We start from the raw sequence: 12317 nt of genomic DNA on the forward strand, positions 1-12317 counted from the left end.
TGGACGGATGTTCATCGCCTTTGCAATGAGCGCGGGACGTTAGGTCGCCAGCGGCTCCGCCGCAACCGGGATTGAATGGGAACAGGACAGATCATGATCGCGACCAGTCTGGCGGCGGCCCTCGCCGTCCTTGCGCCGAACCCGCAGGACGTCCTGCCCACCCAGCCTGTGCCCTATGCCTCGGCGTCCTCGTCCGTGCCCGGCTATTCGGCGACCTATCAGGGCCGCGTGCTGAACGATCAGGACACGGCGCTGTTTCGTCAGGGGCTGGCGGCGGCCCGTGCGCGCGATGTGTTTGGCGCCCAGTCCGCCATGTCGCAGATCAGGGACGCCTCGGCTCGCAAACTGGTTGAATGGGCGCTGATCGACACCTCGGGCGAGCAGCTGTCCTACTCGGACCTCGCGCGCGGTCAGTCCGATCTGGCGGGATGGCCGCGCGGCGAATCGCGACGCGCCGCCGCCGAAAAGGTGCTGGACCAGTCCGGCATGGGCGCGGACGCCGCCTTGGCCCTAATGTCTGACGGAAAGCCGACGACCGTCGAGGGGGCCATCGCCTACGCCTCCGCGCTGCAGCAGCGCGGCCGCCAGGATGAGGCCCGCGCCCTCGTCCGCGACTGGTGGCGCACCCGCTCGTTCGACGACGCGCCGCAGTCGCGTATCCTCGGCCAATGGGGTTCCTGGCTGACGCCCGCCGATCACGAGGCGCGGCTGAATATGCTTCTGCTCGGTCCGCACGGGCCGGCGACGCGCAGCATGATCAATCTGGTCTCGCCCGATCGCGCCGCCATAGCCAACACGGTGATGACCCTTCGTTCGGCCTACAGCCCCGACGCCGTCATCGCCAATCTGACGCCGGCCCAGGCCGCCGATCCGGCGGTCGTGCTGGAGCGCGTTCGCCTGCTGCGATCGCAAAATCGCCAATCCGAAGGCTTTGCGCTGCTGGCCAATCTTCCGCCGGCGCCGGGCCACACGACCGGCGACAACACCCTGTGGAGCGAGCGCCGCAACTACTTCCTCGACGCCCTGCAACAGGGCAACTGGCGCGCGGCCTATGACGCCATGAACGGCCACGGCTTCACCTCGGGGGACCGGATGGTGGACGCCGACTTCTTCGCCGGTTGGGTCGCCCTGACCAAGCTGAACCAACCCGAAGTCGCCGCCCGCCATTTCGAAGCCCTGCGCACCGCCTCGTCCACGCCGATTACTCAAGGCCGCGCCTTCTACTGGCTGGGTCGCGCCGCCGAGGCGCGCGGCGAACGCGACGCAGCCCTCGCCTACTATCGTAACGGCGCCCAGCACTGGCAGACCTTCTATGGTCAGTTGGCGGCCGAGAAGGCGGGGATGACCACCCTTCAGCTGCCCGGGGAGCCCGTGCCGTCACAGGAGGACATCGCCCGCTTCGAAGGCAATGAGATCGTCCGCGCCACACGAATCCTGGGCGAGACGGGCGAGATGAGCCTGCTGCGCGTCTTCGCCTATCAGCTCGACAACGACCTGCCGACCATCAACGACCTGGCCCTGCTGATGGACCTGTCGCGCGGCTATGGCGAGGGTTTCACCGCCATGATGGTGGGGCGCGCCGCCAGCCAGCGGGGCTTCGTCATGCCCGAGCGGATGTATCCCGTCCGCGTCCCGCCCCAGGTCGCCGGCGCCGCACCGCTGGAGTTCACCCAAGCGATCACGCGTCAGGAATCCAGCTTCGACCCCCGCGCCCGCTCCGGCGCCGACGCGCGCGGCATGATGCAGTTCCTGCCGTCCACCGCCTCGGGCGTCGCCCGCCGTCTGGGCATGAGCTATTCCGCCGAGCAGTTGTGGGATCCCGACTACAACATGACCCTGGGCAGCTATCACCTGGGCGAGCTGATGGCCGCGAACAACGGCTCCATGCTGCTGGCGACGGTCGGCTACAACGCCGGACCGGCACGTCCCAGCCAGTGGATCTCCCGTTGCGGCGATCCGCGCGGCGATGCGATCAAGACCATCGACTTCATCGAGTGCGCGCCCTTCACAGAGACGCGCAACTACATGATGCGGGTGATGGAGAACATGGCGGTCTACAAGGCGCGCCTGAACGGCGGCACGGCGCCGCTGACGCCATCGGCCGACATCTCGCGCGGATCGGCGGGCGGCGCGCGGCCCTATATCGCCTACTGAGCCCGGCGGGCCGCCAGCAGCAGCCCGTTCGGCCCCTCGATCCACTCGCCGTCCAGCCCAAACACCTCGCGCAGGACGGCGGGCGACAGGGCCTGGATCGGTGGGGCGTCGGCGACGACTCGCCCCCGATCCAGCACGACGATGCGATCCGCCACGGCTGCAGCCAGGGTCAGGTCGTGAAGACTGACCAGCACGCCTGCTCCGCCGTCAGCGCGCGCCCTCAGGCGCTCCAGCACCAGACGCTGCGCATCCGGGTCCAGCCCCGCGATCGGCTCGTCGGCCAGCAGCAGCGGCGCATCGACGACAAGGGCGCGCGCCAGCAGAACCCGCGCACGCTCGCCGCCTGACATCTCTGCAACGCCGCGGTCCGCCAGATGACCAGCGCCGACTTCTTCCAGAACGGCGCGCGCTCGCGCCAGCGCATCCGCGCCTGACAGAAACGGGGCGCCGAGCGCCGCCACCTCTGCCGCCGGCAGATTCCAGGCGATGCGCCGTTCCTGCGGCAAATAGGCGACGCGTTCCGCCCGCTGGCGATGGGACAGATCGACGATGTCCGCGCCGCCCAGCCTGATTTGTCCGCCGGTCGTGGCCAAGAGGCCCGCAGCGGCGCGGATGGCGCTGCTCTTGCCCGCTCCGTTTGGTCCGCACAGGGCCACGACCTCGCCCGCCGCGACCGACAGGCTCACCCCATCCAGCACGACGGCCTTGCCCAACCGCGCCTGAACCTTTGCTAGCGACAACAGGCTCACAGCCGCCACTCCCGCGCCGCGCGCCAAGCAATCAGGGCGAACAGAGGTGCGCCGATCAGGGCGGTGAATACGCCCAGCTTCAGCTCCTGATCCGCCGGCGTCAGTCGCGCCAACAGGTCCGCCACGATCAGCATCAGCCCGCCCGCCAGCGCCGAGGGCGCCAGGATTCGCTTCGCATCACCCCGCACCGCCGCGCGCACCAGATGCGGCGCCGCCAGGCCCACGAACCCGATGACGCCCGCCACCGCCACGGCAGCCCCGGTGGCCAAGGCCGCCGCGATCAGGGCGAAGACCCTCAACAATCCCATATCCAGTCCGGACGCCGCCGCCCCCTCGTCGCCCAGGGTCAGCATCCGCAGACCGGCGCTCGACAGGGCGGCGAAGACGCCCGCGACGATGACGGCCGGCGTCACCCAGGCCACATCGACCCAGCTTCGGTTCTGCACCGATCCCAGAAGCCAAGACATGACCTCGGCTGAGGCGATCGGCGACGGCGACAGATTGAAAATCAAGGCCGTCGCCGCGCCTGCGAAACTGGACAGAGCCACCCCGAACAGGATCAGGGCCTCGGGCGCCCGCATGGCCCTGGACGCCACGATCAACAGTCCGCCCGCCAGCGCCGCACCGGCCAAGGCCGACACCTCGACCAGTCCCGGCACGGCCGCAGCACCAAGCACGATGGCCAGCGCCGCACCCAGGGCCGCCGTCGCCGACACGCCCAGCACGCCGGGATCAGCTAGCGGATTACGCAACAGCCCCTGCATAACCGCCCCTGCCAATCCCAGGGCCGCGCCGACGACTAGGGCGCAGACCGCGCGCGGCGCTCGCACCTGCCACAGCACCTCGGCCGGACCGGATGTCGGATCGCTGAAGGCCGCCGCATACTGATCGACGCTGAACGCCGTCTCGCCGGCCAGCACCGCCAGGGCCAGCGCCGCGACGATCAAGCCGATCAGAACCAGGCACAGCCGAACCGTTCTGTTCACGGCCGCCCCTTGGCCATCATCTCGACCGCGTCGGCGGCGAACCACGCGGGGCAGGTCAAGGTCGCGGCAGGCAGGCGCGCCGCCGTTCGGCCCTCGGCCGCTCGCGCGACAACCGGATGCCGCCCCGGTCCGCGCAGGTCGGCGCGCAACTGATCGAAGAAGCCGAGCACAAATCGCATCGGCGGATTCATCGTGATCCGCTCGACGCTGAGGGCACCAAAACCGGGAGCGACAATCAGATTGCGAAATCCGGCCGCCCGCATCATCACATCCATCAGCGTGCCTGGTCCGGCGGTGAAGCCCCCCGATGTCAGATAGACGGCGCCGGGCGCCTCAGCCACGGGTTTCACCGGCGCCGCTTTGGCCAACTTCCCGTCCATCTGTCGCTCTAACGCCTGTCCGCGCTCAGCCTGTCCCAGATCCCGCGCCACAGTCCGGATATTTCGTCGCACGCCCTCCAGATCAATCGCATCATCGATTGTGACCACCTTGACGCCGCGCTGCGTCAGCGCGGACAGTAGGCGCGGCTCGCCGCCCCAGTAGCGCACCACGACGTCAGGCTGAAAACCCACGGCGGCCTCAAGTGTCGGCCGCAAACGCTTGTGACCGACCGCCTGCCGACGCAGCCAGGCGTCAGGATCGTCGGCGCGCGGCGACAGCGCGATGTCTGCATCCGGCGCTAGAGCCAGCACATATTGGTCGGCGCACTGGTCCAGCGCCATGATCCGCAAGGGCCTGGCCTGAGCCGTGCTGCTGAACGCCAGAGCCGCCAAGGCGACGCAGATATGCTTCATCCTTCGATCAGACCGGCGAACAGGGCGTCCAAGGTCGTGCGAACCAGCGCCTGCCGATCGGACCACGGGAAATAGGGCTTGGTGATCATGAGAGACACGATGCCGTGCGCCGCAGCCCAGATCGCCTGGGCGATCGTGGCGGGATCGCCTTTCATGCGTCCAGCCGTCACGGCGTCGCCGACGGTCGCCTCCAATGTCGTGAACAGGCTGGAGCCCAGTTCGCGCGCCGCGTCCTGAGCGCCGTCTCGCGCCTCCACCGGTCGCGTCAGATAGATCAGGCGATAGGCGTTGGGATGGGCGAAACCGAAGTCGATATAGCCCTCGATCATCCGCCGCAGCCGCTGCTCGGGCGGCGCGGCCTCATCGGCGACAGCGGCGTTTGATGCGATCAATCGGGCGAAGGCGTCACGGCAGATTTCCTGCAGGATCGCGCCCTTGTCTGGGAAATGCATGTAGAGCGCCGTCGACGATAGCCCGACCTCGTCCGCGATCTTGCGAATCGTCGCGCCTTCATAGCCGTGCTCGACGAAGATGCGCTCGGCCGCGGCCAGGATTTCGCCCCTACGCGAATGGCCTTCGCCCTTGGGCTTTCGGGTCGTGCGCGAGGCGTTCGAAAGTTCAGACAAGCCGCTGCTCCGGGTGAGGCGCCCTGAATAGCGACAATCCGTCCCGGACGCCAACCGACTTGCAGAACGCGGTTGTTTCAAATAGCGATTAAGGGTTGTGGTACTTCGGGGGCGGATGCGGTGAAGGATTGGGCGCATCCGGGAATTAGGCCCCGTCGGAACGGCGCCTCGCGACGCACGCCGAGCGGTTTCCAGGTCACGACCTTGATCTTGCTCACCCTGACATCCGTCGTGGCGCTGATCCGCTGGTCCGCCGCCGCGATCGACGTCGGCTTGGTGCTGTTTCAGGCCGCCTTCGTGGTGTGCGCGTTGTGGAAGGCCGTCATCGGCATCGCCAGCCTGGGACGCCCTGCGCCCGTCCCTCGCCCGATCGAATGGCCGCGCTACACTATTCTGGCGGCGCTTTACGATGAGGCAGCGGTGACGCCGCAACTGATCGCCAACCTCAGCCGGATCGACTATCCCGCGCACAGGCTGGAGGCGTTTATCGTGCTGGAGGCGCATGATGAGGCCACCTTGGCTGCAGCCCAGGCGACGCCCAAACCGCCGTGGCTGAAAATCCTGATCGCCCCTCCGGGCAGTCCTCAAACCAAGCCGCGCGCTTTGAACTACGCCTTGCGTCACGCGCGGGGCGATCTGGTCACCATCTATGACGCAGAGGACCGACCGCATCCGCAACAGCTCCGCCAAGCGGCGGCGCGCTTCGTCGCCCGGCCCCGGCTGGGTTGTCTTCAAGCGCCGCTGCGTATCCGAGCATCCGGCAAGACTGACTCGTGGTTTTTAGATCGGCAGTTCGCTTTTGAATATGCGGCCCTGTTTGAAGTGACCTTGCCGGGCATGGCGCGGCTGGGCTTGCCTTTCCCGCTGGGCGGCACCAGCAATCATATCCGCATGACGGCGCTGCGTGTCGCAGGCGGCTGGGATGCGCACAATGTCACCGAGGACGCTGACCTGGGCTTTCGCCTGTGGTCGCTCGGCTGGAAGCTCGGCGTCATCGACAGTCCGACTTGGGAGACACCGCCGGGCGCGATGGACCGATGGCTGCCTCAGCGCACCCGATGGCTGAAGGGTTATATGCAGACCTGGGGTGTGCATACCCGGCGTCCCAACGCCCTGGGCCGTCGCGGAAGCTTGTCGCTGGTCATGACCTTGGGCGCGGCGATCCTGTCGGCGGCCGCCCATGCCCCGACGCTGGCCTGGCTGGTTTTAGCCATCGCCGTCTGGGTCCTGTCCGGCACCCTGCCGCCCCTGCCTAGTGGCTCGCTGGGGGTGCTGGCGCTAGGCGTCATCGCTGCCTGGATGAGCTGTGCGGTTGGAGCACGACGCGCCGGGCTCGATTATAGACTGGGCGATGTGCTAATTGCGCCAGCCTATTGGGCGTTGCTCAGCCTCGCCTTCGTCCATGCGGCCTGGCGGCTGGCGGTCGAACCGCACGTCTGGGACAAGACCCCGCACGATCGCGACGATCAGATGCCGGAATTGACTGTCGTGGCGCTGGACGCTGGACGCGAGGCGGCCTGAGCGCCTATCAGCCCGACGATGGCGCCCGTCCTTTCCAAAACTCCCGAAACCCTCGTGACCTCCGGCTGGTCCGACTATGCCCTGCTGGACAGCGGCGACGGCAAGAAGCTGGAGCGGTACGGCCGCTACACCGTCGTTCGGCCCGAGCCGCAGTGTTTCTGGTCACCCCGCGATCCGAAAGCCTTCGAAAACGCGACAGCGACGTTCGATCCGCAGCAGGAAGAGGAAGACAGCGGTCGCTGGCGGTTCGACAAGCACGGCCCCATCGACGCCTTCCCTTTGAGATGGCGCGATGTGAAGTTCACCGGCCGCTTCACCCCATTCCGCCACCTCGCCTTCTTCCCTGAACAGGCGGCCAACTGGGAATGGCTGGACGGGCGGGTGCGGGACTTCACACGTTCGGCCGGCCGTGCTCCAAAGATCCTGAACCTGTTCGGCTATACCGGCGTCGCCAGCCTGGCTGCTGCCGCCGCGGGCGCAGAGGTCACTCACGTCGACGCCTCCAAGAAGTCTGTCGCCTACGCCCGCGAGAACGCCGAACAGTCGGGACTGGCCCAGCATCCAATTCGGTGGATTGTCGAGGACGCCCGCAAATATGTCGCGCGCGAAGTTCGTCGCGGCTCGAAGTATGACGGCATAATCCTGGACCCGCCGAAATACGGGCGCGGCCCTACGGGTGAAGTCTGGCGCCTGTTCGAGGACATGCCTGGTCTGCTCAAGGACTGCGCCGCCCTGCTGGCGGACAATGCCGACTTCCTGCTGCTGAACGCCTATGCGGCCCGCGTTTCCGGCCTGTCCCTGGCGCATCTGATGGTCGAGGCGACCCAGGATCGCGGCGGCCGGATCGACTGGGGCGAACTGGCCCTGTCCGAAGACGGCCCGGACGCCCGCGCCATCGGCCTGTCCTTCTTCGCGCGGTGGAGCCAATGACGGAACGCGTCATCACTTCCCTGACCAATGATACGGTCAAGGGCGTCCGCGCCCTGCATATGCGCAAGGAACGAGACCTGACCGGCACCTTCCTGGCCGAAGGTCTGAAATTCATCGGCGAAGCGCTGGATCAGGGGCGCGCGCCCCGGATGCTGCTGGTGGGCGAGGACGCCCGTCCTCATCCGCTGCTTGATCGCGCCAAAGCTGCAACGCTCAAGGCCGGCGGCGACATCGTCGTCGTCACCCACGCCATCCTCGAAAAGATCAGCCGCCGCGACAATCCGCAGACCGTGCTCGGCGTGTTCGAACAGGCGTATGCGGCTCTCGACAACCTAAACCCCGCCTCGGCGCCCTGCTGGGTCGCGTTGGAGCAGGTGCGCGATCCGGGCAATCTGGGCACCATCATCCGCACGGCGGACGCGGCCGGTTGCGGCGGAGTCATTCTGATCGGCGATTGCGTCGATCCCTATTCGGTTGAGGCCGTGCGCGCGACCATGGGCTCGGTCTTCGCCGTTTCGATCACCAAGACGACGCCCGAAGCCTTCCTGACCTGGCGCAAGACCTGGCCCGGCAGCGTCGTCGGCACCCGACTGGACGCCAAGGTCAGTCACCGCTCGGCCGTCATGCAACAGCCGTCGCTGATCCTGATGGGCAATGAACAGGCCGGCCTGACCGACGACCTGGCCGCCGCCTGCGACGTCAACGTCAAGATTCCGATGCGTGGCCGCGCCGACAGCCTGAATCTGGCCATCGCCACCGGCATCATGGTCTATGCCGCGACGGATGAAGCCTAGTGCTTCTCCTCCGGCGCCACGCGGCCCATGCCCCACAGGGCCGCGATGGTGACCAGGGCAGAAATCGCCAGATAGCCGCCGACGGCTCCCGGCCCGAATCGCTCGGCCAGCTTCAGCGCAATGTAAGGCGCAAGCGATGCGCCCAGGATGCCCGCCAGATTAAAGGCCATCGACGCGCCGGTGTAGCGCACCGCAGTCGGGAACGGCCGCGCCATGGCGGCACCGATGGGGCCATAGGTGCAGCCCATCAGGGCGAACCCCAGCGCAAAGAAGATCAGAAGGCCGCTGAGACCGCCCCCGAACAGCGGGGCGAACAGAAAGCCGAACAGGCCGATCCCGACCGACGAGGCGATCAGCACCCTGACCTGCCCGTATCGATCCGCCAGCAGCGCCGTCACCGGGATGAAGGCGGCGAAGAACAGCACGCCGATCAACTGTATGGGCAGCACGTCGGCCCGCGCCATCCCCATTCCTGTCGTCGCCCAGCCCAGGGCGAAGACTGTCATCAGATAGAACAGGGTGAAGGTTGTCACGCCGCTGAAGGTGCCGAGAACCAGCGCCGCCTTGTGATGGGCGAACAGGGTCACGGCCGGCGCCTTGACGCGCTCGTCGCGGTCCACCGCCTTCTGAAACTCAGGCGTCTCGGTGATCTTCAGCCGCACCCACAGGCCGACGAACACCAGCACGGCGCTCGCCAGGAACGGAATGCGCCAACCCCAGCCCTCGAACGCGGTCTCGCTCATCGTCGACGTCAGAACGATGAAGGATGTGGTGGACAGGATGAAGCCGATGGGCGCGCCCAGTTGGGGGAACATGCCGAACCAGGCCTTCTTTCCGGGCGGCGCGTTCTCTGTCGCCAGCAACACCGCCCCGCCCCACTCGCCGCCCAGGCCCAGCCCCTGACCGAACCGGCACAGGGCCAGCAGCAAAGGCGCCAGCAGGCCGACCTGCTGGTGCGTCGGCAACAGGCCGATGGCCACCGTCGACAGGCCCATCGTCATCAGCGCCGCGACCAGCGTCGCCTTGCGCCCCACCCGGTCCCCGAAATGCCCGAACGCCAGGGCGCCGATGGGCCGCGCGAAGAAGGCGATGGAAAAGGTCGCGAACGAGGACAGCAGCGCCGTCCCCGGATCCTCGCCCGGAAAGAACAGCGTCGGAAACACCAGGACGGCCGCCGTGGCGTAGATGTAGAAGTCGAAAAACTCGATCGTCGTGCCGATAAGGCTGGCGAACAGCACGCGGCCGGTGGAGTTCTTCGGCAGGACGTCGGACATCTTCTTCTCCCGGTTGTCCCAGCGATGCCCGTTTCCCGCCCGCCGCGTCAAGGCGATCAGGCGCCGCGCGGTTTGACTCGGTTCGTCGCTTGCGCCTCGGCAGGGTTTTCTGGCCACGGATGACGGGGATAGCGGCCGCGCATCTCCGCACGCACCGCCGCCCACGACCCCGACCAGAAGCGCGGCAGGTCCTTGGTGACTTGCACCGGCCGTCGCGCCGGCGACAACAGCGCCAGGGTCAACGGCACGCCGCCGACAGTCGGATGCGTCGTCACGCCGAACAGCTCCTGCACGCGAATATCCACGCGCGGCCCGCCCTCGGCGGCGTAGTCGATGGCCGCCGAGCCTAGCGGCGTGACCAGACGCGGGGGCGCCAGCTCGTCCAGCCGCCGCTGTAGGTCCCAAGGGATCAGTCCGCGCAGGGCCTCGGCCAGACGACCGTCAGCTATCCAATCAAGCGATTTTGCCCCCTCCAGGAGAGGCCACAGCCAGTCCTGACGCGCCGCCAGCAGGGCGTTATCCGACACATCAGGCCAAGCCGGGTCGCGCGCGTGCAGGAAGGCCAGCCGTGCGCGTAAACCCGACGCCTGCTCGCCCCATTTCAGCGCGCCCAGCCCATCCGCCTCGATCTCGGCCCGAAGGGCGGCAGTCAGGGTCTTCGCATCCGGCGCGCCGACAATCTTTTCGTCCAGCACGATGGCCCCGATGCGCCGCGAGCGCCGGATCACCGACCGCCCCGACGGTTCGCGCGCCAGCCGGTCCTCCGTCGAGATCAGGCCCGCCAAATCGCTGTCGATCCGGTCCGCCGCCAGCGCCGCCGCCAGTCGCACCCGGTCGCGCGTATCGCCGCCGCCAAGATCGGCGATCGCCAACCAAGGCTCACGCGCCAAATGGTCGGTCGCCTCCAGCACGGCCCCTCGCCCGCTGGCGAGAAGGTATTCACCCGTCTTGCCCCGCGCCCTTGCGATCCGCTCGGGAAAGGCCTCGGCCAGCAGCAGTCCAGGATCGATCGTCCGTCCCGATCTGCCGCCCGCCGCGCGTGCCCAGCGCTCCGCCAGCTTGATCGAATCGCGCGCTTTCTGCGTCCGATCGCGCTCCAGCCCGATCAGGCGATCCGCCAGATCGACGCTCGATCCGCCCAGACCCGGCTCGCTCAACACCGCCGCGATCCGTGCGCCCATCATCGCGTCGCCGGCGTCGGACGCCACGGCCACCATATGGCCCAGCCGCGGCGACAGCGGAATCTTGGTCAGCCTAAGCCCGTGTTTCGACAGTCCGCCATCGGCATCCAGCGCCCCCAACCGTGTCAGCACCTTGCGCGCCTCGGCCAAGGCTCCAGCCGGCGGCGGGTCGAGCAGGGCCAGCCCCTCCGCCGAGCGTGCGCCCCACCGGGCCAGGTCCAGGGCCAGCCCGGTCAGGTCCGCCTCCTGGATTTCCGGCCGTTGATGCGGGACCAACCCGCGCGTCTGTTCCTCATCCCACAGGCGGTAGCAAACGCCCGGCTCGGTGCGCCCGGCCCGGCCGCGCCTCTGTTCCGCGGAGGATCGGCTGACCTTGACCGTCGCCAGCCGGGTCAGGCCGCTGGAGGGTTCGAACCGCGGCACGCGCGACAGGCCGCCGTCTATCACGACCCGCACGCCTTCGATGGTCAGACTGGTTTCCGCGACCGAGGTCGCCAGCACCAGCTTGCGCCGCCCCACAGCCGCCGGTTCGATAGCCCGGTCCTGTTCGGCCCGGTCCAGTCCGCCGTACAGGGGCACGACATCGATGTTCGGCATCCGGAGCCGCTCGTTCACCAGCCGAGCGACCCGATGGATTTCACCCTGCCCTGGCAGGAAGACCAGCACCGACCCCGTCTCCTCGCCCAGCGCTGTCAGGCAGGCGCGCGCCACCGCCTCTTCGAACCGTTCGGACGGATTGCGGCCCAGATACCGGGTCCCGACCGGCCAGGCCCGTCCCTCGGCCTCGATCACCGGCGCGCCGTCGAGCAGGCGCGAGACCCCGACCACATCCAGCGTCGCGGACATGACCAGCAGCCGCAGGTCCTCACGCAGCAGCTTTTGCGTGTCTCTCGCCAACGCCAGCCCGAGGTCGGCGTCCAGGCTGCGTTCATGGAACTCGTCGAACAAGACTGCGCCCACGCCGTCCAGCCCCGGATCGTCCAGAATCATTCGCGTGAAGACGCCCTCGGTGATCACCTCGATGCGTGTGTTCGGGCCGATCCTGCTCTGCGGTCGGGTGCGATAGCCTACCGTCCCGCCCGGCTGCTCGCCCAGAGTCGTCGCCATCCGGTCTGCCGCCGCCCGTGCGGCCAGGCGTCGCGGTTCCAGCACCAGCACCTTGCCGTCCAGCCAGGGCTGATCCACCAGGGCCAGTGGCACGACCGTCGTCTTGCCCGCCCCCGGCGGCGCCGCCAGCACGGCCGTATTGCCCGCGCTCAGGGCGACTTTCAGCGGTTCCAGAACGGCGTGGATAGGCAGCATGCGTCG

General features: G+C 68.1%; 10 protein-coding genes. 4 read left to right on the top strand and 6 right to left on the bottom strand.

Annotated features, from left to right (window positions below):
* Positions 1-93 precede the first annotated feature (93 nt).
* Positions 94-2154, top strand: a complete 2061-nt coding sequence (locus E4341_RS09355) for a lytic transglycosylase domain-containing protein (protein WP_205751268.1) — start codon at positions 94-96, stop codon at positions 2152-2154.
* Here E4341_RS09355 and E4341_RS09360 read toward each other — a convergent pair.
* From E4341_RS09360 to E4341_RS09375, 4 genes are read right to left on the bottom strand one after another with little or no spacing between them, the layout of a single operon-like run.
* Positions 2148-2903, bottom strand: a complete 756-nt coding sequence (locus tag E4341_RS09360; protein ID WP_165116816.1) for an ABC transporter ATP-binding protein — start codon at positions 2901-2903, stop codon at positions 2148-2150. The genes E4341_RS09355 and E4341_RS09360 overlap by 7 nt on opposite strands.
* Positions 2900-3889 carry an iron ABC transporter permease gene (locus E4341_RS09365; protein ID WP_165116818.1) on the bottom strand — a complete coding sequence of 330 codons (990 nt, stop codon included), beginning with the start codon at positions 3887-3889 and terminating at the stop codon, positions 2900-2902. The genes E4341_RS09360 and E4341_RS09365 overlap by 4 nt, the downstream gene beginning before the upstream one ends.
* Positions 3886-4683 (bottom strand): ABC transporter substrate-binding protein, encoded by a 798-nt coding sequence (locus E4341_RS09370; protein ID WP_165116820.1) that lies wholly within the window; start codon positions 4681-4683, stop codon positions 3886-3888. The genes E4341_RS09365 and E4341_RS09370 overlap by 4 nt, the downstream gene beginning before the upstream one ends.
* Complete coding sequence (locus tag E4341_RS09375; RefSeq protein WP_165116822.1) at positions 4680-5309, bottom strand: TetR/AcrR family transcriptional regulator; 630 nt, start codon at positions 5307-5309, stop codon at positions 4680-4682. Before E4341_RS09375 ends, E4341_RS09370 begins: the two co-directional genes overlap by 4 nt.
* 204 nt (positions 5310-5513) lie before the next feature.
* Between E4341_RS09375 and E4341_RS09380 the strand changes: the two genes are divergently transcribed.
* The 3 genes from E4341_RS09380 to E4341_RS09390 are packed head-to-tail and all read left to right on the top strand — an operon-like array spanning position 5514 to position 8554.
* Positions 5514-6830, top strand: coding sequence for a glycosyltransferase family 2 protein (locus E4341_RS09380; protein WP_165116824.1), 1317 nt, complete (start codon positions 5514-5516; stop codon positions 6828-6830).
* 18 nt (positions 6831-6848) lie between these two features.
* Positions 6849-7760: a class I SAM-dependent methyltransferase gene (locus E4341_RS09385; RefSeq protein ID WP_165116826.1), complete on the top strand. Its 912-nt coding sequence runs from the start codon at positions 6849-6851 to the stop codon at positions 7758-7760.
* Complete coding sequence (locus tag E4341_RS09390) at positions 7757-8554, top strand: RNA methyltransferase (RefSeq protein WP_165116828.1); 798 nt, start codon at positions 7757-7759, stop codon at positions 8552-8554. The genes E4341_RS09385 and E4341_RS09390 overlap by 4 nt, the downstream gene beginning before the upstream one ends.
* Here E4341_RS09390 and E4341_RS09395 read toward each other — a convergent pair.
* Positions 8551-9828, bottom strand: a complete 1278-nt coding sequence (locus E4341_RS09395; RefSeq protein WP_165116830.1) for an MFS transporter — start codon at positions 9826-9828, stop codon at positions 8551-8553. The two genes, E4341_RS09390 and E4341_RS09395, sit on opposite strands and share 4 nt — an antisense overlap.
* A 56-nt stretch (positions 9829-9884) precedes the next feature.
* Positions 9885-12311: an ATP-dependent helicase HrpB gene (gene hrpB / locus E4341_RS09400; protein ID WP_165116832.1), complete on the bottom strand. Its 2427-nt coding sequence runs from the start codon at positions 12309-12311 to the stop codon at positions 9885-9887.
* Between the last annotated feature and the right edge of the window lie 6 nt (positions 12312-12317).

This window comes from Brevundimonas sp. 'scallop' (assembly GCF_011045535.1).
GTDB classification, from domain to species: Bacteria; Pseudomonadota; Alphaproteobacteria; order Caulobacterales; family Caulobacteraceae; genus Brevundimonas; species Brevundimonas vesicularis.

What these genes read in the sequence shown, in the direction of transcription:
- E4341_RS09355 (WP_205751268.1), top strand. Translation starts at nt 94, where the DNA reads ATGATCGCGACCAGTCTGGCGGCGGCCCTCGCCGTCCTTGCGCCGAAC.
- E4341_RS09370 (WP_165116820.1), bottom strand. Translation starts at nt 4,683, where the DNA reads ATGAAGCATATCTGCGTCGCCTTGGCGGCTCTGGCGTTCAGCAGCACG.
- E4341_RS09385 (WP_165116826.1), top strand. Translation starts at nt 6,849, where the DNA reads ATGGCGCCCGTCCTTTCCAAAACTCCCGAAACCCTCGTGACCTCCGGC.
- E4341_RS09390 (WP_165116828.1), top strand. Translation starts at nt 7,757, where the DNA reads ATGACGGAACGCGTCATCACTTCCCTGACCAATGATACGGTCAAGGGC.
- E4341_RS09395 (WP_165116830.1), bottom strand. Translation starts at nt 9,828, where the DNA reads ATGTCCGACGTCCTGCCGAAGAACTCCACCGGCCGCGTGCTGTTCGCC.
- hrpB (WP_165116832.1), bottom strand. Translation starts at nt 12,311, where the DNA reads ATGCTGCCTATCCACGCCGTTCTGGAACCGCTGAAAGTCGCCCTGAGC.